Consider the following 26,963-nt stretch of genomic DNA (forward strand, 5'->3'; position numbering starts at 1 on the left):
TACCCTTGGTTTTTTGTGCAAAGTCCGACAAACGCGGGGGCATTGCAAGTGCCCTATCCCCTGATGTAGTCAGACAGCCTGAACCCCAGGGCGGAGGCCGGGCGCATGGCAGATGTGAAAAAGCTCTTTATCAAGACCTATGGCTGTCAGATGAATGTCTATGACAGCGAGCGCATGGCCGAGGCCATGGGCGGGTCAGGATATGTCGAGACGCAAGACCCGGCTGAGGCGGATATGATTCTGCTGAACACCTGTCATATCCGCGAAAAAGCCGCTGAAAAGGTCTATTCCGAACTGGGGCGGATGAAGCAGTTCAAGCTGGACAAGCCCGATTTGAAAATCGGGGTGACGGGTTGTGTGGCACAGGCCGAGGGCGAAGAGATCATGCGCCGTCAGCCGCTGGTCGATCTGGTGGTGGGACCGCAGAGTTATCATCGCCTGCCCGAGATGGAAGCGCGGGTGCGTGCGGGGGAAAAGGCGCTCGATACCGATTTTCCGATTGACGACAAGTTCGACACGTTGCGGCACCGACCCAAAGCGCGGCGCGGGCCGACCGCGTTTTTGACCGTGCAGGAAGGCTGTGACAAGTTCTGTGCTTTCTGCGTTGTGCCCTACACGCGCGGGGCAGAGGTGAGCCGCCCGGCAAGCCGTGTGCTGGAAGAAGCCCGGGATCTGGTCGAGCGTGGCGTGCGCGAGATCACGCTCTTGGGACAGAACGTGAATGCCTATCACGGGGCTGGCGAGGGTGGTGATTGGGGGCTGGCGCGGCTGGTCTGGGCCTTGAGCGAGATTGACGGGCTGGAGCGTATCCGGTTCACCACGAGTCATCCCAATGACATGGACGATGATCTGATTGCCGCGCATGGGGACTGTGCCAAACTCATGCCCTATCTGCATTTGCCGGTGCAATCGGGGTCTGACCGTATCCTCAAGCGGATGAACCGCAGCCATACTGCCGAAAGCTATCTGCGCCTGATCGAGCGCATCCGCGCGGCGCGGCCGGATATCCTGTTGTCGGGGGATTTCATCGTGGGCTTTCCCGAGGAAACGGATGCCGATTTTCAGGCGACAATGGAGTTGATTGAAGCCGTCAACTACGGGTCTGCCTTTTCGTTCAAATATTCCACCCGTCCCGGCACGCCCGCTGCCGAGCGGCCGCAGGTGCCTGAAGAAGTCAAGACCGAGCGGCTCTATCGGTTGCAAGAGTTGATCACCCGTCAGCAGCGCGCGGCGCAGGATGCGATGGTCGGGCGCCGGGTTGGGGTGCTGTTTGAAAAGGCGGGGCGAATGCCGGGGCAAATGGTGGGCAAGTCCGATCACCTGCACGCGGTGCATGTCACCGGCGATGTGGCGATTGGCGATTTGCGGCAGGTCGAGATTATCGAGAGCGGGCCGAATTCACTGGCCGGTCGGTTGATTTCCTCCTGAATCTACGGCGATTTCCCTGCGCTGTGGATGAATTGTGGCCAGAGCGTGGCATTGTTTCCCCGAGGGGCACAATATCTGGTGAAATTTGCTTCACTTTAAGCGAAGACTTGATACAATTCAGTCTTATTAAATGGTTGGGGGTCATGGAGTTGACCACCATCTGGGGGCAATAAAAGGACTGGGGTCGTGACGAAACGCATTTCGAATACGCTTCACGCGGTCATGCGGGGGGCAAGTGCCATTGCTCTTGGCGTCGCGGTGATGGCAAGCGGTGCAGCCGCGCAGCAGCAACGGACCGTTTTGGGGGAGCGCTATATTCCGACCATCTGGGTGGATCCGGATGGATGCGAACATTGGGTGATGGATGACGGCGCGGAGGGCTATATGAGCCCGCATGTGACGCGCCAAGGTATTCCGGTGTGTCGTGAGGTCAATCTGTGCGGGGTGGTCAACACCGACCAGCTCTTTGCAACGGATAGCGCGCGTATCAGCTCGTCGGGGCAGCAACGCCTGCGCGAGTTCTTCCAGCAGACGCAAGCGGTCTCTTACACCATTGTCGGTCATACCGACAGCCGCGCCTCGGATGAATACAACATGGGCCTTTCGCTCCGGCGGGCCAATTCTGTGGCGGCGGTTGCACGAAGCACCGGGGCCAGTATCGCGGATGTGCGTGGCTATGGCGAACGGATGCCCAAGGCGTCGAACAACACCGCCGAGGGCATGGCGCAGAATCGCCGTGTCGAAATCCTGTGCTGGCGCTGAGGGGGCTGAGCAATGAAAACCTATAAAATCGCGCTCGCCCTGCCCATGGTCGGACTATTGGCGGCCTGTGACGCGGGCCCGGACAAGACAGTGGACCGCAATATCTTTGACAGGGGGCATCTGAGCCAGATGCAGGCCGGGATCTGGGTTGATCCCAACGGCTGTGACCACTGGATCATCGACGATGGCGTCGAGGGCTATCTGTCTCAACGTCTGGACAAGTTCGGCAAGCCGGTCTGTTCGGGCATTGCCCCGCCGACCGTGGCGACGGGCAATTTCAAAGGTGGCTCCACGAGCCTGATCGGCGATCCGATTTGATCGGGATTGTCCCATCTGATGAACCAATGTGCGGGCCCCTTTTGGCCCGCATTTTTTTCGCCGGTTTGCCCGGAATCGCGGCTGTCTGCTTGCGCAGGCGGCGGCATCTTGGCACTGTGAAGGGGAACCTCTGACCCTGTGGGAGATATGCTTGGGTAATAACGCGCCGCCCCCCGCCGCCGATCTGGCCTCTTTGCAAGAGTCCGTGATCGAATTCCCGGATAACATGCTGCTGATTGACCTCTGCGGCGAGTATGATCGGAACCTTGCCGAGATCGAGCGAAAACTGGGGGTGCAGATTGTCCGGCGCGGCAATCACCTGTCGGTCATGGGCGAGGATGGCCCAGTGCGCGAGGCGACGGGCGTGTTGCAGGCGCTGTATTCCCGGCTGGAAAGCGGGCGCGCGGTCGAGCGTGGCGACGTGGACCGCGAATTGCGGATGGGCGGATCAGAGAGCGAGACTGGCGCGCTGGCGGGCGATCAGCTCGAGATGTTCAAGAGCGGCCCGGTCGAGATCAAGACCCGCAAGAAATACGTGGAGCCACGCACCGAGGCGCAGAAATCCTATGTGCGATCGTTGTTCGCGCATGAGCTGGCCTTTGGCATCGGGCCTGCGGGCACAGGCAAGACCTATCTGGCGGTCGCTGTCGGGGTCAATATGTTCATCGAGGGGCATGTGGACCGGATCATCCTGAGCCGTCCGGCCGTCGAGGCGGGCGAGAAGCTGGGCTATTTGCCGGGGGATATGAAGGACAAGGTCGATCCCTACATGCAGCCGCTCTATGATGCGCTGAACGATTTTCTGCCGGCCAAGCAGGTGCAAAAACTGATGGAGGAGAAGAAGATCGAGATTGCGCCGCTGGCCTTCATGCGCGGGCGCACGCTGAGCAATGCCTTTGTCGTGCTGGACGAGGCGCAGAATGCAACCTCGATGCAGATGAAGATGTTTCTGACGCGATTGGGCGAGGGGAGCCGGATGGTGATCACCGGCGACCGCACGCAGATCGACCTGCCGCGCGGCGTGCCCTCGGGACTGGCGGATGCGGAGCGGCTCTTGACCAGAATTCCGCAGATCAGTTTCAACTATTTCACGTCCAAGGATGTGGTGCGGCATCCGCTGGTGGCCGCGATCATCGAGGCCTACGAGGCGGAAGGTTAAGCCCTGTGCTGTGCGATGTGGTGATCGAGGACGACCGCTGGGAGGCGGCGGGGCTGGAGGATTTGGCCGAACGCGCGGCGCGGGCCACGCTGGAGCATCTGGCGCTGAACCCGGAGGATTGGGAAATCAGCCTGCTGGGCTGTGACGATGCGCGGATTGCCGTGCTCAACGAGGATTTTCGCGACAAGCCGCAGCCCACGAATGTGCTAAGCTGGCCGAGCGAGGAGCGCGGGGCAGAGATGCCCGGCGCGGCACCTGAGCCACCTCTGCCGGGGCCTGATCCGGAGTTGGGGGATATTGCGATTGCCTGGGACACCTGCGCGCGCGAGGCGCTAGAAGGCGACAAACCGCTTGCGGACCATGTGACGCATCTGATCGTTCATGCAGTGTTACATTTGTTGGGCTATGATCATGTGCGTGACCAAGATGCCACTCTGATGGAAACAACTGAGGTGGAGATACTTGGCAAACTTGGGGTCAGTGACCCATATTAGCCGTGCTGGGGCCTCTGTGCCCCGTCACCTGGAAAGAGATGGATGGGCGAGAGTATCGACGGATCGTCTATGGCAGCGCAGAGCGCGCCGCCGGACGATGACAAGGACACCGAAGAGTCGGGCGGATTTTTCCGCCGCATCTTGGGGGTTTTTTCGACCAATGACGAAGTGACCGAGGCTGAGCATGAGCATCCGGCACAAGCCTATGGTGTGCCGGGTATGGGCAACCTGCGGCATATGGCCGTCGAGGATGTGGCCATTCCCAAGGCCGAGATCGTCTCGGTTCCCAACACGATTTCGAAAGAGGACCTTGTGCATGTGTTCCGCGACAGCGGCATGTCGCGCCTGCCGGTCTATGAGGGGACGTTGGATTCGCCCATCGGTATGCTGCATCTCAAGGATTTTGCGCTGAGGCATGGGTTCAACGGGGATACCGAGGAGTTCAAGCTGGAGGATATGTTGCGCCCGCTGCTGTTTGTGCCCCCGTCGATGCCGATTGGCGTGTTGTTGCAGAAGATGCAGGCCGAGCGGCGGCATATGGCGCTGGTGATCGACGAATATGGCGGTGTGGACGGTCTTGTGACCATCGAGGACCTGATCGAACAGGTGGTGGGTGAGATCGAGGATGAGCATGACATTGACGAGGATCATTACTGGACGCTGGAAAAGCCCGGCAGTTACGTGGCCCTTGCCAAGACCCCGCTCGAGGATTTCGAGGCCGAGATCGGCATCTCGCTGACCGAGGCGGACGAGATCGACGAGGAAGAGATCGACACGCTGGGCGGTCTGGTTTTCATGCTGCTGGGGCGGGTGCCTGTACGCGGCGAGGTGATCGAGCATCCCGCAGGGCCGGTGATCGAGGTGATGGAGGCCGATCCGCGCCGCATCAAGCGCGTGCGCGTGCGTCTGCCTGAGGCCAGGAATGAGTGAAACAGGCCGGGCCGCGGCCCTGATGGATCAGGTCGCGGGCCGCTCTGGGCGCTGGCGTCTCTTGGTGCTTTTGCTGCTGGGGGGGATGGCGGCGCTGGGACAGGCTCCGGTTGGGGCGTGGCCGCTGAGTGTTCTGGGCTTTGCGCTGCTCTATGGGGTGTTCTCGCGCGCCGCTGGGTGGCGGCAGGCGGCGGGTATCGGCTGGGCCTTTGGCACTGGCTATTTTCTGATAGCTCTCAACTGGATCATCGAGCCGTTTCTCGTCGATGTGGCACGGCATGGCTGGATGGCGCCCTTTGCGCTCTTGGGGCTATCCGGGGGGCTGGCGCTGTTTTGGGCGGTGGCCCTTGGGCTGGGCCGCGCCTTGGGGGGCGGTGCGCTTGGGTTTGTCGGTGGCCTTGGGCTGATCGAACTGGCGCGGGGCTATGTGTTGACGGGGTTTCCGTGGGCGCAGCCGGGGCATGTTCTGATCGACACGCCGCTCTTGCATTGGGCCTCATATCTTGGGTCGCTCGGATTGACGGCGCTGGTGCTGCTGGCGGCCGTGGCGTTGTGGGCGGCGATGACCGGTGCGCGACGGGCGCTGCTGGCCTTGGGGGCCATGGTGATCCTGTGGCCTGTGGGCGCCTTGCTGACGCCCGAGGCCGGTGTGGCACCAGAGGCGGCCACGGTGCGACTGATCCAGCCCAACGCGCCGCAGCATGAAAAATGGGACCCTGACAAGATCCAGGGTTTCTTTGATCGGCAATTGGCGTTTTCGGCGGCCGGGGAACGTCCCGACTTGATCGTGTGGCCAGAAACGGCGGTGCCGGTGATGCTGGAGCGCGCCGCGACCACGCTGGAGGTCATTTCAGACGCGGCGGGGAGCGTGCCGGTGGTGGTGGGGTTGCAACGCCGCGACGAGATGCGGCTCTACAATACGCTGGCGCTGGTTGAGGCCGGGGGCAGTGTGGCGGCGGTCTATGACAAGCACCATCTGGTGCCCTTTGGGGAATACATGCCCTATGGCGATCAATTGGCGCGATTTGGGATTCACGGCATGGCCGCCAAGGATGGGCAGGGGTTTTCCTCGGGTCCGGGGGCGCAGGTGATCGAGATGGGCGCGTTGGGGCGCGCCTTGCCGCTGATCTGCTACGAGGGCGTTTTTCCGCAGGATCTGAGGGCGGCGCCGGGGCGGGCGGATTTCATCCTGCTCATCACCAATGACGCCTGGTTCGGCAAGTTCTCTGGCCCCTATCAGCATCTTGCGCAGGCGCGATTGCGCAGCGCCGAGTTTGGCCTGCCAATGGTTAGGGTGGCCAACACGGGTGTTTCGGCCATGATCGACGCAACCGGTCGGGTGACTGAGTCTCTGCCATTGGGGGAGGCGGGCTGGCGCGATGCGGCCCTGCCACCGCCTTTGCCGCCAACGGTTTATGCGCGGCTGGGCGATGCGCCGATGTTGGTAATTTTCCTTGTTTTTCTGGGTCTGTCGCGGTTGGATCACAGGCGCAGAGCCGCGCGCATATAGGCATTGACGCAGGTTCTAGAGCGGCGTAACCACGCGCTAATCCCCCACAACGGCTTCCTGGCGTGGCGGTGACATCAAATGGAGCAACTTCATGTCAAGACAGAATTACCTTTTCACCTCCGAATCCGTTTCGGAGGGGCATCCGGATAAAGTGTGTGACCGGATATCCGATGCCATCCTTGATGCCTTTCTGACCGAAGAAGCAAATGCACGCGTCGCCTGCGAAACCTTTGCCACCACGAATTGCGTGGTTGTGGGCGGTGAGGTCGGTCTGACCGATCAATCGCGACTCAAGGATTTCATGGGCCGGATCGACGGGATCGTACGCGATTGCGTGCGCGATATCGGCTATGAGCAGGATGCCTTCCACTGGAACACCCTGAACTTGCAGAACTTGCTGCATCCGCAGTCGGCGCATATCGCGCAGGGTGTGGACCGGGACGGGGCCGGGGATCAGGGCATCATGTTTGGTTATGCCGTGGACGAAACACCGGAATTCATGCCCGCGCCGATCCTTTATTCCCATGCCATCCTCAAGCGGCTGGCCGAGGTGCGCAAATCGGGTGCTGAGCCGACCCTTGGGCCGGATGCCAAATCGCAGCTGACGCTGCGCTATGAGGATGGTCGCCCGGTGGCGGTGACGCAACTGGTGCTCTCGACCCAGCATTCGGATGAGAGCCAGACCAGCGACGACATCCGCGCCATTGTCGAGCCCTATATCCGCGAGGTTCTGCCGGCAGGCTGGCTGAGCGAGGAGACCGAGTGGCATGTGAACCCGACGGGCACCTTTGTGATCGGCGGGCCGGATGGCGATGCGGGTCTGACGGGCCGCAAGATCATCGTGGACACCTATGGTGGCGCGGCACCGCATGGCGGCGGCGCGTTTTCCGGCAAGGATCCAACCAAGGTGGACCGTTCGGCCGCCTATGCCGCGCGGTATCTGGCCAAGAACGTGGTCGCGGCGGGGCTCGCAAAGCGCTGCACGCTGCAACTGAGCTATGCCATTGGTGTGGCCAAGCCGCTGTCGATCTATGTCGATACCCATGGCACGGGGGAGGTGCATGAAAGCGCCATCGAAAAGGCCGTGGCACAGTGCATGGACCTGACGCCGCGCGGTATTCGCGAGCATCTGTCGCTGACGCGGCCGATCTATGCGCGCACCGCGGCCTATGGCCATTTCGGGCGCGCGCCCGAGGCCGATGGCGGCTTTAGCTGGGAGCGGACCGATCTGGTTGACGCTCTGAAAAAAGCTGTATGATCAAAGGGCTGGCGCGTGATCTTCGCGCGCCAGTTTAACTGTATATGAGCCAAGACAGACATCCTACAGGCGCGCCGTGGCGCAATTTCTATGGCCGATTCAAGGGTAAGACCCTGCGGCCAAGCCAAGAAACCTATCTGGAAGAGGATCTGGCGAAACTGTCGCCTGGGGCCGTCGATTGGGACGTGAACCCCGATCGGCAACCGATTGATCTGAAATCGTTATTCGGAGATCGTGAGGTCTGGCTGGAAATCGGGTTCGGCGGCGGTGAGCATATGGTGCATCAGGCCGTGCAGAATGCCCAAGCCGGGATTATCGGCTGTGAACCGTTCATCAACGGTGTGGCGATGCTCTTGGGGAAAATCCGGGCCGCAGAGGCGCAGAATGTTGCGGTTTACCCTGGTGATGCGCGAAACATATTCGATGTGCTGCCCGAGGGCTCCGTGTCGCGGGCGTTTCTGCTCTATCCTGATCCCTGGCCCAAGGCGCGGCATCACCGGCGGCGGTTCGTGACGCAAGAGCATCTGCAGCCGCTGGCCAAGGTATTGAAAAAGGGTGCGATTTTTCGCGTTGCCACGGATATTCCCGATTATGTGCGCCAGACGCTAGAGGAAGTGCCGCGCGCGGGCTTTGAGTGGCTGGCGGAGGGGCCTGAAGACTGGCGCCGGCCGTGGGAGGACTGGATTTCCACGCGCTATGAGCAAAAGGCGCTGCGCGAGGGGCGCGTGCCGCACTACCTGACGTTTCGGCGGAGGTGAGCGGCGGCGCGCTGTGCGCCGGCCGCTATCGCCCCTTGGGGCGTGCTGCGCTGGATCAAAGCCATACCCGTCCCGGGCTTGACCCGGGACGTCGTTGCGGCGGGGTGGAGGCCCCGGCTCCGCGGCCGGGGCGGTGTGGTCCCGTCATGACAACGTGCTTAGCGCCCAAGCCGGTCACCCAGCCGCCCCAGCATGTCGAGACATTGCTGGAGCTGGTCGAGCGAGAGATATTCGTCGGGTTTGTGCGCCTGATCAATCGAGCCGGGGCCGCAGACCACGGCGGACATGCCATAGCTCTGGAACAGCCCCGCCTCGGTGCCGAAGGGCACGAGATCGGCCCCATTGGCGCCGGTGAGTTCCATCATGATGTCGCGCGCCTCGTTTACCTCTGCGGGCTCTAGCCCATCCACCTCGCCGATGATTTCGGTCACGATGCTGGCCTCGGGGTAAATCTCGCGCATTCGGGGGAGGAGCATTTCCTCGCAATAGCGGCGCAGGTCCTCTTTGACGAAATTGGCGTCTGCCGCCTGAACGGGGCGCATTTCCCATTCGATCGTGGCGTTGGAGGCGATCACGTTATGGGCCACACCGCCTTTGAGCGAGCCGGTGTTGATCGTGGTCCAAGGCGGATCAAAGCGGCTGTCGCGGGGGGCGCGGGCGCGCAGGGCCTCGCTTAGCTCCAACAGGCGGTTGACGTAGCGCACGGCGTATTCCACCGCGTTCACGCCCCGGTCGGGTGCAGAGCCATGCCCGGCCAGACCACAGAAATGGGTGGTATATTCATAGCAGCCCTTGTGTCCCTCAATCACGCGCATCATCGTGGGTTCCCCGATGATCGCCACGCCGGGGCGCAGGCCACGGGCACGCAGGCTTTCGACAAGGGCTTGCGCGCCGAAACAGCCGACTTCCTCGTCATAGGTGAAGGCAAAGTGAATGGGACGGTCGCGCACCCGTTCCGCGAAATAGGGGGCCATGGCGGTGGCAGCGGCGATAAAGCCTTTCATATCGCAGGTGCCGCGCCCATAAAGCCGTCCCTCGTGTTCGGTCAGTTCGAACGGGTCCGAGGCCCAATCCTGTTGGGCCACCGGTACCACATCGGAATGACCAGAAAGCACGATGCCGCCGTCCACCTCTGGCCCGATGGTGGCAAAGAGATTGGCCTTGTGGCCGATGTCATCGTGAAAGATGTCGACCCGTGCGCCCGCCGATTCAAGCCGGTGTCCGAGATAGGCGATCATGTCGAGATTGCTGAGTTCGGAGATCGTGGGAAAGGCGATCAACTCTCGCAGAAGGCCGACGGTATCGGAAAGTTGGGTGGTCAAGGGCGAAGGTCCTGTGATGACGGGATTGAAACCTTTGTGACTGTGTTGATCGGCAGGGTGCGCGTCAACCCCCCGTCGCAGGGGCGCGCGGTGTGATGTGCGGCATGATTGTATTGCGAAACGCGTGATCGACTCAGCCGTGTGGCGAGGCGTGCCCAAATAGACTCAGTCCGTCCATATCTATGGAAATACGGCGTATTTTGGGGGGCTGCGTCAAAAACATCTAGCGATTGCGGCGGAAAAAAGATAATTATGAAGCAATAAAGCAAATCGGCACACCAAAGTGTCGAACCCTGAGGTCAGAGTGGTGGTGTTATGAAAGCGATTGATTTTGTCGCTCGCACAGATGCGGGCAATTCGCAGCGTGGGTCAATTCCGGGTCAAGATGGTGTTACTGTCATCCCGGCGGGTCACGGACAAGAAATTTCTCTTAATCTTCGGCAGATGGAAATCCAGGGCTATGCCCGGGATGGATCGAACCTTGTCATCAATCTGGCGGATGGCCGGGTTGTGGTGCTGGAGGGATATTATTCTGCAACCGGGGCCCCCTGTCAGTCGGCTGTTCATCAGCGCCGACGGTTATCTCAACGAGGTGACGGTGAGCGAGGGCGGCGATGGGCCGGTCTATGCGCAATACGGCCCGACCGAGCAGTGGGCCAAGTGGAGCCCGGATGAGGAGCTGATCTTTCTGGGCGGCAACGAGATTACAGCGCCGGCAGAAGATGACGAAGTGTCGATGCTGGGGGCCGCGCTCTTGGGTGGTGGCGGTCTTTTGGGGCTGGGCGGTGTCGGGGCGGCTGGTGTTGCGGCGGCGGTTGTGGCCGGGGGTGGCGATAGCGGCGGTGGCGGCCGTGGTCGGATCGAGCCAAAGGTGAATGAGGACGGCACGATCACGATTGGGGGGGATCAGGAGAGCCCCAAGATCACCATCACGGGCGACGCCGAGCCGGGGTCGGATGTGGATGTGACCATCGGCGACAAGACCGTCACCACCGAGGCTGATGAAGACGGCAAGTGGCAGGTCGATTTTGAGGACGAGACCTTTCCCGAGGATGGCGAGCACGAGGTGGTTGTCGTGGTCAAGGAACCCGATGGCACCGAAACCACATTGGAGGGGCCGGTGGTGGTGATCGACACCACGCCGCCCGAGGTGGTCATCGAGGACGGTGTCGTTTCGACCGATGATATCGTCAATGCCGAGGACTACGAGGATGGCATCGAAATCAGCGGCAGCGGTGAGCCGGGGGCTGAGATTTCGGTTGTTGTCGAGGGTGTTACCGAAACCACGGTGATCGGCGAGGATGGTCAGTGGCAGGTGGTCTTTGATCCCGCCGATATTCCGGGAGGCGAGCGTGAGGTCGAGGTGGTGATCACCGCGACGGATGGCTTTGGCAATTCCACTGTGGTCACGGATGTGGTGGCGATTGATACGGTGCCGCATCCGATTGTGATCAATTCCGGTGAGGTCGGCAGCGATGGTGTCGTCAATCTGGCGGAAGAGGCCGCAGGTGTGGCGATCACGGGCACCTCGACGCCGGGGGCCACGGTGACGGTCACGGTCGAGGGCGTGTCTCGCGAGGTGGTCGTGGGCGAAGATGGCACCTGGACGGCAGAGTTCGAGCCCGGCACGCTGCCCGGTGGGCAATATGAGGCAGAGGTGACGGCGACCACGGTCGATGCCGCAGGCAATGCCAGCAGCACCAGCGGAACATTCCGCGTTGACACCGAAGTGCGCGATTTCGACATGACCGGCACGCCGGGTGGCGCGGATGGCGTGATCAACGCCGCCGAGCAGGGCGACGGATTCACGATGAGCGGCACGGTCGAGCCGGGATCGACGGTGCGCTTGAGCTTTGGCGATGCGGTGGTGGATGCGGTCGTGGCGGCGGATGGTCGTTGGACCGCGACCTTCACCGGGGCGCAGATCGCGGCAGGCACCTACACGGGCGACATCGTGGCGGTGGCCACGGATGCGGCGGGCAATGTCAGCGAATTGCGCCAAGCCGTGAGCGTGGATACCGAGGCCAATGATCTGAGCATCACGACCGACACAGTCGGCGGCGATGGCACCGTCAATCTGGTGGAAGCCGGCGGGCAGGTGGCGATCACTGGCAATGCCACGCCGGGGGCCACGGTAACGGTATCTTTCGCCGGGGTGACGCAGGATGTGGTCGCGAACGCCTCGGGCACTTGGGTGGCCAATGTCGCAGGCAGTGCGCTGGCGGCCGGAACCTATGATGCGCCGGTTACAGCGATTTCTGTCGATGCGGCGGGCAACCGGGCGGATGTGAGTGGCACGGTGCATGTCGACACCGAGGTGCGCGATTTCGGTATGACCGGCACACCCGGTGGCGCGGATGGCGTGATCAACGCCGCCGAGCAGGGCGACGGATTCACGATGAGCGGCACGGTCGAGCCGGGATCGACGGTGCGGCTGAGCTTTGGTGATGCGGTGGTGGATGCGGTCGTGGCGGCGGATGGTCGTTGGACCGCGACCTTTACCGGGGCGCAGATCGCGAGCGGCACCTACACGGGTGACATCGTGGCTGTGGCCACGGATGCGGCGGGCAATATCAGCGAATTGCGCCAAGCGGTGAGCGTGGATACCGAGGCCGGTCTCTTGACGCTGAACGCAAGCGCGATTGGTGGCGACGGCATCATCAACGGGGCCGAGGCCGATGCCGGGGTGCTGGTCACGGGCACGGCGGATGCCGGGGCGACGGTCGTGGTCAGTCTCGACGGGGTCGAGCATACGGTGCAGGCCGATGCCACGGGCCGCTGGCAGAGCCGCTACGAGAGCGCCGAGATCACGCGCGGCACGCATGTGCCCGAGGTGAACGCGCGCACGGTCGATGCGGCTGGCAACCCGACCGAGGTCGAGGCGACAGTCCGGGTTGATACGCAGGTCGACAACCTCAGCCTCAGCGACCTCAACCTTGCGATTGGTGCGGATGGGCGCGACGTCATCAACAATGACGTTGCCACTGGCGGGTTTAGTGTCACGGGCACGATCGAGCCGGGCAGCCGGGTGTTTGTCACCATCGACGGGGTGCAGCACGAGGCGCAGGTGGCGGCCGATGGCAATTGGGTGGCGAATTTTGGCCCCAATGAGATTGCCCCCGGCGAGCGCGACGTGGCCTTGCGGGTCGATGTGACCGATCCGGCGGGCAATATCGCGTTCCTCACCGATACGGTGCGGGTCGATACATTGGTCAATGAGCTGAGCCAGGATGGGCCGGTGACACCGGACAACATCATCAACATCTCTGAGGCGGCGGCAGGTGTGACCCTGACAGGACAGGTCGAGCCGGGATCGAGCGCCGAAGTCCGGCTCTTTGGCCGCACCTATCAGGCGGTTGTGGATGCCAATGGCAATTGGTCGGTGACCCTGCCCAACGGGGATATTCCCCGTCAGGACGGTCAGGCCGCGATGGTGGTTTCAGCCACCGACGGGGCGGGCAATACCCATGAGATCACGGGCAGCCTGACGCTGGATATGGTCGCCCCCGAGACGCCGGGGATCGTTGGCTATTTCCGGCAGGGCGACGGCTATCGCAATGCCACGGTGGAAACGAGCGCGGACGATGTCAGCATTCATCAGGTCGACACCGGTGGCAATGTGCGGGAATTGGCGCTGGGCGAGCAGGCCAACCAGTTCACCGGCGAAACGGATTACTTCTTTCTCAATGGGGCAGGGCAGGTTTCGCCGGTCTCGGATGGGTCACAGCTGGTGGTGACGAGCACCGATGCCGGGGGCAATACCGCGAGCACCTATGTCGTGCTCGACGAGACCAGCACATCGGTTGTCAATATCGCCAATCCCAACCTGAGCGCCTTTGACATCGAGACGATTGATCTGCGGTTTGGCGATCAGGCGCAATTGAGCCTGACCGAAGAGCAGGTTCTGGCGCTCTCGGGCAATAGCGACACGGTTCTGGTGCAGGGCGGTGCGGATGACCGCGTGACGCTGAGCGGGGCCGAGGCCGCGGGCAGCACGGTGATCGACGGTCAGACCTATGACATCTACACGCTGGGCAATGATGCCACGGTGGTTGTGGATGAGGATATCCAGATCGTCACCTGACGCCGAAAAGGGACGCGTGCCCGTGCCGGGGTGCGCGTCTCCAACGACAAGGCCGGAAGGTCGGAGGACTATGTATGGGGATTGTAACGAGGGGGTTGTTGCTGGCGGGGGCCTGTTTGGCGCTTGCGGGGTGTTTGCGTGATGGTGGCAGTGACGCAGAAGTATCGCGCGCCGCTGCGGGGCCGGACCTGCGCCCCGATCAAGAGGCCCGCGCCAAGGAAGCCGCGCAATCGGAAATCATCCGCGACTTGCAGGCGCGCCGCTCGGTTCTGGTGCCGGGCAGCAGTTTTGATGAGGTGGCAGGCTCGGTTCTGGCCGCCTATAGCCGCAGTGCCGAGGCGGATCTGCTGAGCGCGCGGTTGCGCGCCGAGGCGGCGTCAAAAAACTGGTTGCCGCGCATCGGACCCAATCTCAGCCTGACCAGTCTGAGTGATCTTGTGAGCCAGTTGATCGTCGAGCAGGTCCTGTTTGACAATGGCCGCAAGAAGGCGGAGCGCGATTTTGCCAAGGCCGATGTCGAAGTGGCCGCCGTGACGCTGGCCGAGGATGTCAACAAGCGCGTGTTCGAGGCGCTGTCGCTCTATCTCGATGCGTCTCAGGCGCGTGAGCGTCTGGCGCTGGAGCGTCGCACGCTGGAGGATATGAGCCGGTTCGAATGGATCATGTCAGAGCGGGTCAAGGGCGGCGTATCGGATATGTCCGACCTCAATATTCTGCGCTCGCGTCTGGCGGAAATCCGCGAAGTGATGGCCGGACAACAAGAGGCAGAGGCGACGGCGGTGGCGGAGTTGAACGCCATGGCGGCGCGGCCCCTGGGCGGGATCACGGGCCTGTCGGAGGTGCCGGTCAATGCAGGATCGGTGCAGTCGCTTGATGTGTTGCGTGCCATGGCCGAGGCCGAGCGCGACACTGCCGAGGCGGTGATGGCGCGGGCGGGCCTATTGCCGGGATTGACGGCGGGGGGCACGGTGGGCAATGGCGACACGAGTTTCGGCCTCAATCTGCGATCCGAGCAATTGCTGGGCTTGGGCACTGGCGCGCAGCTGAAGGCTGCCGAGGCCGAAAAGGAAGCCGCCAAGCGCCGACGCGCGCAGGCGGATGAGGACAGCAATCGCGTGGTCCAGCGGCTGGAGGGCCAGCTTAGCGCCCTGTCGCGTCAGGTGGGTGAGGCGAGCACGCTGCGCGACACGGCCAAGGCCAATCTCGATCTCTTTCAGGCGCAATATGATGCCGGACAGCGTGAAGTGATGGATGTGGTCGGCGTCTACGAGACCTTTGCCCAGAGGCAGGCACGCGCGCTGGCGCTGAAATACGAACTGGCGCTGGCGCGGTTGCAATTGGCGCGGCATTTGGGCGTGCTGGCAGAGGGGAGTCGGATTTGACCAAAGCCCCCGTCGCCCTGACGATCACCACCAACGTGCGCGCGGCAGAGGTCAAGGGCGGGGCCAAGGGGCCGCAGCCCGCCGCTGCGCGGTTTGGCGAGCGGGCGGTGGCGCGGGCCAAGTTGGGCGTGGCCTATGCCGCGCTTTTGGGGGTCGAGGCGGTCGAGCGCGACATTCTGGAGGCGATGATCGCGAGCAAGGCAGGCGGTGGCCCCGCCGATCAGCCACAGCCACGCGCGATGGCCGATGGGCTTGAGGCGGCGGGGTTGATGGCGCGGGTCGAGCCGGTGGCGCATCCGCATCCCGATCAATGGCCCGCGCTGGCACAGATGACGAGCGGGCAATTCGTGCTGGTGCTGTCACAGGCGGGCAGTGTCTTGACGATCCACGACACGACCTGTGACGATCAGCGGGCCGAGGTGGACCTCGCCGAGTTCGAGCCGTTCTTTACCGGCCTTGTGGTGCGGGCCGATGCGCCGGTGCAGAGCCTGAGCCGCGCGCATGACGCGCCAGAGGCCGCGCCGCATTGGTTCTGGAGCCAGTTTGCCGGGTTCCGCCGGCATATCGCGGAGGTGGCGCTGGGCTCTCTTGTGGCCAATATCCTTGCGGTGGCGGTCGCGCTCTTTGCGCTTCAGGTCTATGACCGGGTGATCCCGCATCAATCCGAGGCGACGCTCTGGGTGCTGGCGGCGGGGGCGGGGCTCGCGCTGTTGATGGAAGCCGCGCTCAAGATCGCGCGGGCGCAGTTGATGGACGGGGCCGGGCGGCAGATCGAACTCAATGTGCAGCGCATTTTGATGGATCGCATTCTGGGTATGCGATCAGAGATCGCGAGCAAAAGCCCGTCGCAGATATTCTCGGCGATGCGGGAATTCGGATCGGTGCGGGAGTTCTTTACCGCCTCGACCATCGGCACGCTGACGGATTTGCCGTTCATCGTGGTGTTTCTGGCGCTGGTGGCGTCCATCGCGGGCAATGTGGTCTGGGTGCTCATTCTGGGCGGGATCATCATGGTGCTGCCCGGTTTCCTGCTGCAACGCCGGATGATGCGCCTGACCCACGAGATGCAGGGGGCGGGGGCGCGGGGGGCGCGGTTGCTGCACGAGGCGATTTTCGAGCTCGATACGCTCAAGACGCAGCGGGCCGAGGACCGGTTTCGCCGGATCTGGGGCGAGTTGACGGCGCTTCAGGCGATCAAGTCGAGCGAGCAGCGGCGGCTTGGATCGGTGCTGAGTTTCTGGGCGCAGGCCGTGCAGCAGGCAACCTATATCGTGGCGGTGATCCTTGGGGCCTATCTGGTGTTCGCGGGCGAATTCACTGTGGGGTCGATCATTGCCGTGGGGATTTTGACCAGCCGCACGCTCGGGCCGCTGACGCAGCTATCGGGCACGCTGGCGCGCTGGGGCAATGTGAAATCGGCGCTGGCGGGGCTGGATGCGATTGCGCTGGCAGAGCAGGACGAGGCCGAGGGGCGCAGCTATTTGCGGCGCACGTCCCTGACCGGGGCCTATGAGTTGCGCGAGGTGCAGTTTGCCTATGATGCCGGGGGCGCGCCGGTGCTGGATATTCCGGGGCTGATCATTCAGCCCGGTCAGGTGGTGGCGGTGCTGGGCACCAACGGGTCGGGCAAATCGACCTTTCTCAAGCTCTTGTCGGGGCTATACGCCCCAAGCCGGGGGCGGTTGATGCTGGATGGCACCGACATGGGCCAGATCGCCCCGCGCGATCTGCGGCGGATGATCGGCTATCTGGGACAGGATGTGCGGCTGTTCACGGGCAGCCTGCGCGAGAACCTGAACCTGACACTGCTGGAACGCGATGACGCGCGGTTGATGCAGGCGCTGGAATTTGCCGGGCTGGGGCCGTTTGTGCGCGGTCATCCGAAGGGGCTGGATCTGGAGATCTTGGACGGGGGCCAAGGGCTGAGCCAAGGGCAGCGGCAGAGCATTGGCTGGGCGCGGCTGTGGTTGCAGGATCCGGCGGTGTGCCTCTTGGACGAGCCGACGGCGGCGCTGGATCAGACGCTGGAGCGCACGCTGGTGAGCCGACTTGAGACATGGCTCAAGGGGCGTACGGCGGTGATTGCGACGCATCGGATGCCGATCCTGAGCCTGACAAGCCGCACGCTGATCCTGCAAGCCGGACGCATGGCGGTGGACGGGCCGCGCGATCAGGTTCTGGCGCATCTGGCGCAGGCGGCAGGCACCGGGCCGGGAGGGGCATGAGATGAGCGATGTGGGCGCGCGCAGCACGGCAAGCATTCTGGCGGAATTGAACGGGCGCTTGCGCGGTCCGAGCCTGATGGTCTGGCTCTGTGCGGCGAGCGTGTGGATCTTCATCCTCTGGGCGGCGTTTGCCTGGATCGACGAGATCGTGCGCGCACCGGGCGAGTTCATTTCCACCTCACGGCCCCAGATCATCCAGAACCTCGAGGGCGGGATTCTGGCGGAATTGCTGGTGCAGGAGGGGGATGTGGTGGCGCGTGGCGATGTTCTGGCGCGGCTGCATGATACGCGGTTCAATTCCGAAGTGGCGGATTTGCAGGATCAGATCGCTGGTCTTGAGGTGCGGCAATTGCGGCTGGAGGCGGAATTGGCCGGGCAGTTCGATTTCGTCGTGCCCGAGGTGCTGGTGGCACGGGCCGGGGAAATGGTGGCCTCGGAACGTGCGCTGCTCAGGGCGCGGCAGGAGGATTTCGTCAAGCGCAGCGAAGGCGCCAAGCGGGTGATGCAGCAATCCGCCGAGGAAAAGCGGCTGTTGGAGGGATTGCTGGAGAAAAAGATCGTGGCCTTGATCGAGGTCACGCGCGCGCGCAAGGCCCATGCCGATGCCGAGAAACGCTATGACGAGATCGTGACACAGGCCGAGTTGGAGCGGGCCGAGGCCTATTCCGAGACCTTGAAGGAATTGGCGACGCTGCGCCAGAATCTACGGGCCGGTCAGGATCAGCTCAACCGCACGGTATTGCAAAGCCCGATGCGCGGGGTGGTCAACAATCTGAATGTGACGACCATTGGCGGCGTGGTGCGCCCCGGCGAGGAAATCCTGGAGATCATTCCGCTCGACGAGGAGATGTTCGTCGAGGCGCGGGTCGAGCCGCGCAATATCGCCAATATCCGGCGCGGACAGGAGGCAACGATCAAGCTGACGGCCTATGATTACACGATCTATGGCACCTTGAAGGGGCGGGTCGATTTCATTTCCGCCGATACGTTCAAGGATGAGCGGGCGCGCGATCCCGATGGCGATCCGCATTACAAGGTGTCGTTGCGGGTGGATATGAGCGCGCTCACCCCCCGGCAGGCGGGGATCGAGATCAGGCCCGGCATGCAGGCCGAGGTGGAATTGCACACGGGCGAAAAGACCGTGCTGCAATATCTGTTGAAGCCACTCTACAAGAGCCAGCAGGCGCTGCGCGAGCCGTAAAGCACGTTGCGTCGGCTCGGGGTCATATCGCCCCGGCCCCCGCGCCGGGGTCTTTGCGCTGCCTCGGAGAGGTCCCGGGTCAAGCCCGGGACGGGTGTGGTTTCGATGGGGCGCAACACGCCACAGAGGTAGGGCAATGGGCATGAAAAAGGCGGCGATGGCACGGGGCCACGCCGCCTTTTTGGATCTGTGCTTGGTTTAGCCTTCGGCGGGCTTCGGCGCGGCGGGCGCTGTGGCAGCTGCGGGCTTGGGCGCGGTCTTGTTGCCGGTCAGGGGGTCGTCCTGACGCTGCACCGAGCCTTCGAAATGCGCGCCGCTCTCGATGGCGATGGTCTTGTGGATGATGTCGCCTTCGACGCGGGCGGTCGAGGTCAGGCGCACCTTGAGGCCACGCACACGACCCACGATGCGGCCGTTGATGACCACGTCATCGGCGATCACTTCGCCTTTGATGGTGGCGCCTTCGCCCACGGTCAGCAGATGCGCGCGGATGTCGCCCTCGATCGAGCCTTCGACCTGAATGTCGCCGGTGGTCTTGAGGTTGCCGGTCACGTGCAGGTCCGAGGACAGCACCGAGGCGGGCGGCTTGGCCTTGGGGGCCGAGGCCTTGAATTCCGTATTCAGCGCGTCAGGCCGCGCCGAATCGAGCCGGTTCTCGGAGGCAGCCGGTTTGGCCTCTGAGGGCTTTTGCGCGGGTTCGTTGATTTTGCTCTTAGAAAACATTGTTTGCAGCCTTGATGTATATCATGGGGTTGACGGACTTGTCGCCGACGCGGACTTCGTAGTGTAGATGTGTGCCCGTAGAACGTCCAGAGTTGCCCATATCACCAATCCGCTCGCCACGCGAGACCCTTTGCCCGACGTTGACACGGATTTGCGACAAATGCGCGTAGCGGGTCTCGATCCCGAAGGCGTGCTGGATCTTGATCAGGCGGCCATAGCCCGAAAGCCAGCCTGCGTGGGTGACGACGCCATCGGCGGTGGAGTAGATCGGCGTGCCATGGGGGGCGGCGAAATCGGTGCCCTGGTGCATCCGACCCCAGCGCATGCCATAACCCGAGGTGTAGCGGAACGCGCTCTTGACCGGCAGGGCAAAGGGCGCCTTTTGCGCGGCGATGCGATAGAGGTTCAACTCATCCATGCGGCCAAGGATGCGGTTGGCGCGTTCGGCGTCCACCGAGGGTTCTTCGCCCTTGGTGGAGAAGGAGAGCGGCATCAGCGGGCCGCCCTGACCGGAATAGCCCCGACGCACGGTTTGGAGCAGGTTGTCGGTATTGAGGCCCGCAGCGCGGAACATCTTGTCCAGCGGTTCGACCGAAATGGCCATGGCATCTTCTAGTTGGCTGAAGATCTGGTCGTTCTGATCCTTGAGCAGTTCCAGTTCCAACGCCATTTCTTCGGCCTTGAGCAACGCGTCCTGGGCATTGGCGATGGTGGTGTCGCGTTCTTCGGCGGCATCCTCCAGTGCGGCGGTCAGGAAATCGACTGTCGCGTCAGAGCCCGCATCAGCGGTCAGGCCAACACCCGAGCCGCCTTCTGACTCGATTGACAGAGCCAGTTGCTCGGCTTGGTCGCGGGCCTCCTCGCGCTCGGACATGGTGCGGCGTAGGGTGGACTGGATCACCTCGATGCCGGTTTCCAGTTCGCGACGGCGGGTTTCAGAGGCCAGCAATTCGGATTGCATCAGCGAAATCTGTTCGAGCGCGGACGAGAACCGCTCTTGCGCGGCAATCGCCTCTTGGGCGCGCTTGTCACGCTCGGAAGAGAGCGCGTTGAGGCGGTTTTCATAGGTGCGCTGATCGCGCTTGGCCTGTTCTCGGAAATTGCCCGCGCCGATGCTGTCCATCACCAGAATTGAGGTGGCGATGATCGACCAGGCGATGATGGCCGAGGCCCCGAGAAAGGCGAAAAGCTGGGTTGAGGGGCGCAGGCGGATGAAGCGCGTATCGTTATCGGATCGCAAAAAGACCCGGCGTTCGGGAAAGTACCTCTCGAGGATCGCATGGATTTTTATCGCAAGTCTTGTTCTCACGCGCTCAATGTCCCTGTTGCCCCTGCCATCGTCCGTTTGCGGCATTCACTTTTGAGGAGGCCGCAATGAAACGTGATTAGCCAGCGGTCCGCCTATGGGCAAGATTTTTGACCAATCTTGAGGCGAAGCTGGGCTGTTTCCCGCCCGAGCGGCGGAAATTCGCCGATAGCGCACGCCATATTTCAACCTTTGATTGAGCTGCTTTCGGTGAGAGGCCAGTAAAAGTCGGGCGGGATGCCCGCCTCTGCGCGCTTTTCTTCATTAAAGGGCGGTTTCAACGCGCCGTGGAAGTAGCGGCGCACGAGGTCGTGAAAGGCGGTCTTGGGGTCGATGTCATGGCGACCGCAGAGAAAGTGAAACCACTTGGAGCCATAGGCGACGTGATGCACCTCTTCGGCATAGATCACCTGCATCGCGGCGACGGCGGCGGTCTCGCCTGCGCGCTCGAACACCTCGATCATGCCGGGGGTGACATCAAGGCCGCGCGCCTCGAGCACCATGGGCACGACGGCGAGGCGGCCAAGAAAATCCTGCGCGGTGTCTTCGGCGGCGCGCCACATGCCGGCATGGGCGGGCAGAGCGCCATAATGGCTGCCCATCGCTTCAAGACAGTCGCATATCATGTTGAAATGCTTTGATTCCTCGTCGGCAGATTTGACCCAGTCATCGTAAAATCCAAGCGGCATGGGCGTGTCGGCAAAGCGCGCGATGATGTCCCAGTGCAGGTCCACGGCGTTGAGTTCGATATGGGCCACGGCATGCAGAAGGGCAATGCGTCCCTGCACCGAGCCGGGGCGGCGGCGCGGCACGTCGCGCGGGTCGAGCAAGGTGGGCTGTTCGGGGCGGGCCGGGCGCAGGGGCGGCACAGCGTTGCCCAAGGGAAGGGCGCGCCCCTCGGCGCGGGCGGCAAACCACGTGGCGGCATGGGCGCGCGAGAGCGCCGTCTTGGCGCGGCCATCGCGGGTCGAGAGCACCGCGACGGCCATTTCTGTCAAGGTCAGCTCGCTCACAGCGCCTTGACCGCGTCCAGCACCTCTTCGGCGTGACCGGGCACCTTGACCTTGCGCCAGGCGCGGGCGATGCGCCCCTCCCCGTCGATCAGGAAGGTCGAGCGCTCGATGCCAAAGAATTTCTTGCCATACATGCTCTTTTCCTTCCAGACGCCATAGTCTTCGCAGACCTGGCTATGCTCGTCGGATAAAAGCGGCACGGTAAGGGCATGTTTGGATTGGAATTTCTCGTGGCTGGCGAGGCTGTCCTTGGAAATGCCCAGCACTGTAACCCCGGCGGCGTCGAACTGATCCTTGAGGCTGGAGAAGGCAACCGCCTCTTTGGTGCAGCCAGAGGTATCATCGCGCGGGTAGAAAAACAGCACGACCGCGCCGGGACGCAGGGCCGAGAGCGTAACAGGATCGCCACCGGGGCGCGGCAGGGTGAAATCGGGGGCCATTTCGGATGTGTCAGGCATGGGATATCCTCTGGGGTGAAAAATTGTGAATTCCATATTAGGTCGCAAGAGACCAGAATAAAGCCACGAGGCAAAAGAGAGGCGCGGCATGCGCCCGAACGGATAAGATGAGCACGCAGCCGACACAAGAGCAGGGCGCGGCGGAAACGCCGGAGACTGCACTCAAGACCAGCAAGCGCGCCCGCAAGGGGCGGCGCGCGCTGCGACATGTGATGCAGTTCTGTTTTTCAAGCGCGGTACTGTTGGTTGTGCTGGGCCTTGGGGTGGCGATGAGCATCGGGGCGCACCTGCGCGCGCCTGACTGGGTGCAGGCGCGGATTGCAGCGCGGATTGATGCGAGCGTGCCGGGTTATGCCCTGCGGTTCGGCGAGATGTCACTGGTTGTGGGCGAGGATCTGGTACCGCGGGTGGCGCTGCGGGATGTGGTGCTGGCCAATCTCGATGGTGTAACGCTGGTCACTCTGGGATCGCTTGCGGTGACGGTCGCACCGGCGCCGCTCTTGCGCGGCGAGGTGCAACCCGAGGCGGTGCATCTGTCGGGCGCGCGGTTGGGTCTGCGGCGGCTGGCGTCGGGCGAATTCGCGATCATGTTCGAGGGAGCGGGGCAGGGCGGCACCTTCAACGAGCAGCTGGATGCGCTCTTTGCCCGGCCGCAGCTGGACGCGTTGACGCGCGTGACGGCAGACAATCTGACGCTGCGCTATGAGGATGCCCGCGCAGGCCGCGCCTGGAGCGCGGATGGCGGACGGCTGGAGTTGGTGCGCGCAGGCAAAGAGATCACCTTGCGCGGCGATGTGGCGCTCTTGGGCGCGCGCGACTACGCGACCACGCTGGCGGTGAATTACGCGGGCCGCATCGGCAGCAAGGCGGCAGAGTTTGGCGCCACGTTCGAGGATATGCCGGCGGGTGACATTGCCGGGCAATCGCCTGCGCTGGCCTGGCTTGGGGCGTTGGAGGCGCCGATTTCGGGGGCGCTGCGCGCAGGGGTCGATGGCGAGGGGCGTCTGGGCCCGCTCAATGCCACGTTGCAGATTGGCGCAGGCGTGCTTCAGCCCACGCCCGCCACCGCCCCGATCAAGTTCCGCGCGGCGCGCAGCTATTTCACCTATGATCCGACGGCCCAGGAAATCCGCTTTACTGAATTGTCGGTGGATAGCGCCTGGGGCCAGGCGCGGGCTGAGGGCAGCGCGCGGCTGGTAGGGATGGAGGACGGATGGCCGCGCGAATTGCAGGCGCAGATCCGGGTGAGCGACGTGGTAGCGGACCCTGCCGATCTCTATCCTGAACCGATCCAGCTTGAAGAGGCGCAGGTGGCGTTGCGGCTGCGGTTACAACCCTTTGTGCTGACCTTGGGGGCATTGACACTGAGCGATCAGGGGCAATACCTGCGGGCGCATGGTGAGGCGCGCGGTGGCGATGCCGGCTGGGATATTTCACTGGAAGGCGAAATGGATGGGCTGGCCCCGGAGCGGTTGATGGCGCTCTGGCCCCGCGCCGCCAAGGCCAATACACGCGACTGGATCGAGCAGAACGTGGCCAAGGCCGATTTGAAGGACATTCAGTTCGCATTGCGTCTCTTGCCCGAACATCGCCCCGAGTTCTATCTTGGCTTTGATTTCGCGGATCTGGAAACGGTCTATGTCCGCGATGTGCCGCCCATTACCGGGGCCTCTGGGCGGGCGTCGCTCTATGACAACCGCTTTGTGATCCATGCCGAGCGCGGGGAGGTGGTGACCGACGAGGGCGGTGCGATCGACGTGGCAGGCACGAGTTTCATCATTCCCGATGTGCGGGTCAAGGAAAGCCCGGCAGAGGCCGTTTTGCGGACCCAAAGCACGATCACGGCAGCACTGTCGCTGCTGGATTCGCCGCCCTTCCGGTTTCTGCAAAAGGCCGGGCAGCCGGTGACTGTGGCGGAAGGCCAGGCCGAATTGGCGGGACAGTTGACGTTCCTCTTGAAAAAGCAGCTGACGACAGAAGAGGTGGCCTTTGACGTGACCGGCACGCTGAGCGAGGTACGCAGCGACAGTCTTATCAAGGGGCGGGTGTTGACGGCGGAGACACTGGCGGTCGAGGCGAGCAACACGCATCTGGAAATCGGCGGCGCGGCACAGGTGGGCGACGTGCCGGTGCGCGGCAGTTGGGACATGGCGATTGGTCGCAATCCGCAGGGTGAGAGCCGGGTGCGCGGGCAGATCGAGCTGTCGCAGCGGTTTCTTGACGAGTTCGCCATTGGTCTGCCGCCGGGCAGCGTGACAGGCGCGGGGCAGGGGGTAATGGAAATCGGCTTTGCCAAGGGGCAGGCGCCGGAATTTGCGCTGAGTTCGGATTTGGCGGGGGTTGGTTTGCGATTGCCGCAACTGGATTGGGCGCTGGGTGCGTCGCAGCTCGGGCGGCTCGATGTGACGGGCCGCTTGGGCGAGGTGCCCGAGATCACGGCGCTGGGTCTGAGCGGGGCCGGGCTGGAGGCGCGCGGGCGGGTGAGCCTGAACGCGGGCGGCGGGTTGGACCGGGCCGAGTTCAGCAGGGTCACGTTGGGCGGCTGGTTCGATGCGCCCGTGGCGCTGGTCGGTCGGGGCGCAGGGGCTGCGCCACGGGTCGAGGTTACGGGCGGAACGGTCGATTTGCGCCAAACGTCGCTCGGCGGGTCAGGTGACGGCGCTACCGGCGGGCAGGGCGTGCCCATCGCCTTGCAGTTGGAACGGTTGCAGATCTCGGAGGGTCTGGCGCTGACCGAGTTTCGCGGTGATCTCGACACGGCGGGGGGGATGAGCGGCAATTTTCGTGGGCTTGTGAACGGCATTGCCCCGGTGACGGGGCAGGTGGTGCCGGTGGGCGGGCGCAGCGCATTCCGTATTCGGGCAGACGATGCGGGCGGTGTGCTCAAGGCGGCGGGGCTGTTGCAACAGGCGCGTGAGGGAACGCTGGAACTGGTGCTGACGCCCGCGCCGGAGCCTGGAAGCTATGACGGCGTGTTGGGGATTGATCAGGTCCGCGTCAAGGAGGCCCCAGCTCTGGCGGCGCTCTTGAATACGGTGAGCATCGTGGGCCTGTTGGAGCAGTTTTCCGGGCAAGGGTTGCATTTTGGCCGGGTCGATGCGCGGTTTCGCCTGACGCCGGAGCGATTGATCCTGCTGGAAGGCAGTGCTGTGGGGGCATCGGTCGGGATTTCGATGGATGGCTATTACCGTCTTGCCGACAAGCGGATGGACATGCAGGGCGTGGTTTCGCCGGTCTATCTGCTCAACGGGATCGGAGAGGCCTTTACCCGGCCCGGCGAGGGGCTTATCGGGATGAATTATACGCTCAAGGGTCCATCATCGGACCCGGACGTGTCGGTTAACCCGCTCTCGGCGCTGGCCCCCGGCTTTCTTCGCGAGATGTTCCGGCGGCCTGCGCCCACGGTGGGCACGGGGCGTGCGGCCACCTCGGGGCAGGTTGAGAGGCCCGCGGCGCGCGAGGCGCAGGACATTCACCAAAGACAGGACAGATGAAGCTATCGGATTTCGACTTTGACTTGCCGGAGGCGTTGATTGCCACGCGTCCCGCAAGACCCCGGCGCGCGGCGCGGCTGCTGGTGGCAGAGGGCGGTGCGATCACCGATGCGGGGGTGGCTGACCTGGGGCGCTGGTTGCGGCCTGGTGATCGGCTGGTGCTGAATGATACGCGGGTGATCCCGGCGCGGCTGAGTGGGCTGCGCCATCGGTCCGGCGCGCAGGGGGACACGGCGGCCAAGATCGAGGTCACGTTGCTGGAGCCGGGGGCGGAGGGCACCTGGGGCGCGCTGATCAAGCCGCTCAAGAAGATCAACGAGGGCGAGGAAATCGTGTTTTCCGACCGGTTGTCGGCGGTGCTCGAGGCCAAGGACGAGGGGCAGGGGCGTCTGCGGTTCAACCTCAAGGGCGACGATTTCGATGCTGTGCTGGCCGAGGCCGGGGCGATGCCGCTGCCGCCTTATATCGCCGCGCGCCGTCCGGCGGATGAGCAGGACAAGGTCGATTATCAGACCGTCTGGGCGCGGGCGCCGGGGGCGGTCGCGGCCCCCACCGCGTCGTTGCATTTCGACGAGGCGCTTTTGGCAGAGTTGGCGGCGATGGGGGTGGGGTTCACCCATGTCACGCTGCATGTGGGGGCGGGCACGTTCCTGCCGGTCAAGGTCGAGGATGTGACCACCCACCGGATGCATGCCGAATGGGGCGAAGTGAGCGCCAAGGCCGCTGCAGAGATTGCCGCCACGCGCGCGACGGGAGGGCGGATCATTCCGGTGGGCACCACCGCGCTGCGCCTGATCGAAACGGCAGCGCGGGCCACAGGCGAGATTGCGGCCTGGTCGGGGGATACGGATATTTTCATCTATCCGGGGTTCGAATTTCGCGTCACCGATGCCTTGATGACCAATTTCCACCTACCGAAATCGACGCTGATGATGCTGGTTTCCGCCCTGATGGGGCAAGACACGATCCGGCACGTTTATGCGCATGCGGTGGCGGAGCGCTATCGTTTTTTCTCTTATGGGGATGCCTCGCTGTTGATCCCCATGGCAAAGCCTGACAGGCGGGACGCGCAAGCGACAGGGTGAGTCGTCTTTGGGGTGCCGCGTGGATGTGCATCTGTTAGGCTGATCCCAAAGAA

General features: G+C 63.3%; 20 protein-coding genes, 1 pseudogene and 1 riboswitch. Of the genes and pseudogenes, 16 read left to right on the forward strand and 5 right to left on the reverse strand.

Going from position 1 to position 26,963, the window contains the following annotated elements:
* Positions 1-105 precede the first annotated feature (105 nt).
* The 9 genes from miaB (at position 106) to trmB (ending at position 8,617) form a co-directional block, all read left to right on the forward strand.
* Positions 106-1,428, forward strand: coding sequence for a tRNA (N6-isopentenyl adenosine(37)-C2)-methylthiotransferase MiaB (miaB, locus tag ROSMUC_RS01855; RefSeq protein WP_037268923.1), 1,323 nt, complete (start codon positions 106-108; stop codon positions 1,426-1,428).
* A gap of 222 nt (positions 1,429-1,650) precedes the next feature.
* Positions 1,651-2,190 carry an OmpA family protein gene (locus ROSMUC_RS01860; RefSeq protein WP_037268926.1) on the forward strand — a complete coding sequence of 180 codons (540 nt, stop codon included), beginning with the start codon at positions 1,651-1,653 and terminating at the stop codon, positions 2,188-2,190.
* A 12-nt stretch (positions 2,191-2,202) separates the two neighbouring features.
* Positions 2,203-2,508 (forward strand): hypothetical protein, encoded by a 306-nt coding sequence (locus ROSMUC_RS01865; protein ID WP_037268928.1) that lies wholly within the window; start codon positions 2,203-2,205, stop codon positions 2,506-2,508.
* 226 nt (positions 2,509-2,734) lie between these two features.
* The gene (locus ROSMUC_RS01870) at positions 2,735-3,667 is read left to right on the forward strand and encodes a PhoH family protein (protein WP_245875104.1); all 933 of its coding nucleotides are present in this window, start codon (positions 2,735-2,737) and stop codon (positions 3,665-3,667) included.
* A gap of 5 nt (positions 3,668-3,672) precedes the next feature.
* Positions 3,673-4,161: an rRNA maturation RNase YbeY gene (gene ybeY / locus ROSMUC_RS01875; RefSeq protein ID WP_037268930.1), complete on the forward strand. Its 489-nt coding sequence runs from the start codon at positions 3,673-3,675 to the stop codon at positions 4,159-4,161.
* 42 nt (positions 4,162-4,203) lie between these two features.
* Positions 4,204-5,091 (forward strand): transporter associated domain-containing protein, encoded by an 888-nt coding sequence (locus tag ROSMUC_RS01880; protein ID WP_037268933.1) that lies wholly within the window; start codon positions 4,204-4,206, stop codon positions 5,089-5,091.
* A complete protein-coding gene (gene lnt / locus ROSMUC_RS01885; RefSeq protein WP_037268936.1) occupies positions 5,084-6,601 on the forward strand; it encodes an apolipoprotein N-acyltransferase in 1,518 nt (505 codons plus the stop codon). The genes ROSMUC_RS01880 and lnt overlap by 8 nt, the downstream gene beginning before the upstream one ends.
* Before the next feature lie 38 nt (positions 6,602-6,639).
* Positions 6,640-6,687: riboswitch (SAM-SAH riboswitch) on the forward strand.
* A 5-nt stretch (positions 6,688-6,692) separates the two neighbouring features.
* Positions 6,693-7,859, forward strand: coding sequence for a methionine adenosyltransferase (metK, locus tag ROSMUC_RS01890; RefSeq protein WP_037268938.1), 1,167 nt, complete (start codon positions 6,693-6,695; stop codon positions 7,857-7,859).
* A gap of 44 nt (positions 7,860-7,903) precedes the next feature.
* The gene (gene trmB, locus ROSMUC_RS01895) at positions 7,904-8,617 is read left to right on the forward strand and encodes a tRNA (guanine(46)-N(7))-methyltransferase TrmB (protein ID WP_037268941.1); all 714 of its coding nucleotides are present in this window, start codon (positions 7,904-7,906) and stop codon (positions 8,615-8,617) included.
* A gap of 158 nt (positions 8,618-8,775) precedes the next feature.
* Here trmB and argE read toward each other — a convergent pair whose 3' ends face one another.
* The gene (argE, locus tag ROSMUC_RS01900; RefSeq protein WP_037268944.1) at positions 8,776-9,939 is read right to left on the reverse strand and encodes an acetylornithine deacetylase; all 1,164 of its coding nucleotides are present in this window, start codon (positions 9,937-9,939) and stop codon (positions 8,776-8,778) included.
* A 444-nt stretch (positions 9,940-10,383) separates the two neighbouring features.
* Here argE and ROSMUC_RS21715 point away from each other — a divergent pair.
* The 5 genes and pseudogenes from ROSMUC_RS21715 to ROSMUC_RS01920 form a co-directional block, all read left to right on the forward strand.
* A pseudogene (locus ROSMUC_RS21715) lies at positions 10,384-10,428 on the forward strand (hypothetical protein); the annotation flags it as partial.
* A 1-nt stretch (position 10,429) separates the two neighbouring features.
* On the forward strand, positions 10,430-14,023 hold the full coding sequence (locus ROSMUC_RS01905) for an Ig-like domain-containing protein (RefSeq protein ID WP_425442761.1): 3,594 nt from the start codon (positions 10,430-10,432) through the stop codon (positions 14,021-14,023).
* A 74-nt stretch (positions 14,024-14,097) separates the two neighbouring features.
* Entirely contained in the window at positions 14,098-15,405 is a 1,308-nt protein-coding gene (locus tag ROSMUC_RS01910) for a TolC family protein (RefSeq protein WP_052115227.1), read from the forward strand.
* Complete coding sequence (locus ROSMUC_RS01915) at positions 15,402-17,630, forward strand: ATP-binding cassette domain-containing protein (RefSeq protein ID WP_037268947.1); 2,229 nt, start codon at positions 15,402-15,404, stop codon at positions 17,628-17,630. Before ROSMUC_RS01910 ends, ROSMUC_RS01915 begins: the two co-directional genes overlap by 4 nt.
* Before the next feature lies 1 nt (position 17,631).
* Entirely contained in the window at positions 17,632-18,831 is a 1,200-nt protein-coding gene (locus ROSMUC_RS01920; RefSeq protein WP_037268949.1) for an HlyD family type I secretion periplasmic adaptor subunit, read from the forward strand.
* A gap of 198 nt (positions 18,832-19,029) precedes the next feature.
* On the opposite strand, the gene ROSMUC_RS01925 is transcribed toward ROSMUC_RS01920, so the two are convergent.
* The 4 genes from ROSMUC_RS01925 to ROSMUC_RS01940 all read right to left on the reverse strand — a co-directional run bounded on the left by ROSMUC_RS01925 (position 19,030) and on the right by ROSMUC_RS01940 (position 22,331).
* The gene (locus ROSMUC_RS01925; RefSeq protein WP_037268952.1) at positions 19,030-19,554 is read right to left on the reverse strand and encodes a bactofilin family protein; all 525 of its coding nucleotides are present in this window, start codon (positions 19,552-19,554) and stop codon (positions 19,030-19,032) included.
* Positions 19,544-20,863 carry a M23 family metallopeptidase gene (locus tag ROSMUC_RS01930; RefSeq protein ID WP_206018413.1) on the reverse strand — a complete coding sequence of 440 codons (1,320 nt, stop codon included), beginning with the start codon at positions 20,861-20,863 and terminating at the stop codon, positions 19,544-19,546. Before ROSMUC_RS01930 ends, ROSMUC_RS01925 begins: the two co-directional genes overlap by 11 nt.
* A 182-nt stretch (positions 20,864-21,045) precedes the next feature.
* On the reverse strand, positions 21,046-21,849 hold the full coding sequence (locus ROSMUC_RS01935; RefSeq protein WP_037268954.1) for a ferritin-like domain-containing protein: 804 nt from the start codon (positions 21,847-21,849) through the stop codon (positions 21,046-21,048).
* Positions 21,850-21,869: 20 nt separating this feature from the next.
* Positions 21,870-22,331, reverse strand: a complete 462-nt coding sequence (locus ROSMUC_RS01940) for a peroxiredoxin (RefSeq protein ID WP_037269833.1) — start codon at positions 22,329-22,331, stop codon at positions 21,870-21,872.
* A 107-nt stretch (positions 22,332-22,438) separates the two neighbouring features.
* On the opposite strand from ROSMUC_RS01940, the gene ROSMUC_RS01945 reads away from it, so the two are divergent.
* On the forward strand, positions 22,439-25,825 hold the full coding sequence (locus ROSMUC_RS01945) for a YhdP family protein (protein ID WP_037268957.1): 3,387 nt from the start codon (positions 22,439-22,441) through the stop codon (positions 25,823-25,825).
* Positions 25,822-26,910, forward strand: coding sequence for a tRNA preQ1(34) S-adenosylmethionine ribosyltransferase-isomerase QueA (gene queA, locus ROSMUC_RS01950; RefSeq protein WP_037268959.1), 1,089 nt, complete (start codon positions 25,822-25,824; stop codon positions 26,908-26,910). The genes ROSMUC_RS01945 and queA overlap by 4 nt, the downstream gene beginning before the upstream one ends.
* The last annotated feature ends 53 nt before the right edge of the window (positions 26,911-26,963 follow it).

This window comes from Roseovarius mucosus DSM 17069 (assembly GCF_000768555.3).
Lineage (GTDB): Bacteria > Pseudomonadota > Alphaproteobacteria > Rhodobacterales > Rhodobacteraceae > Roseovarius > Roseovarius mucosus.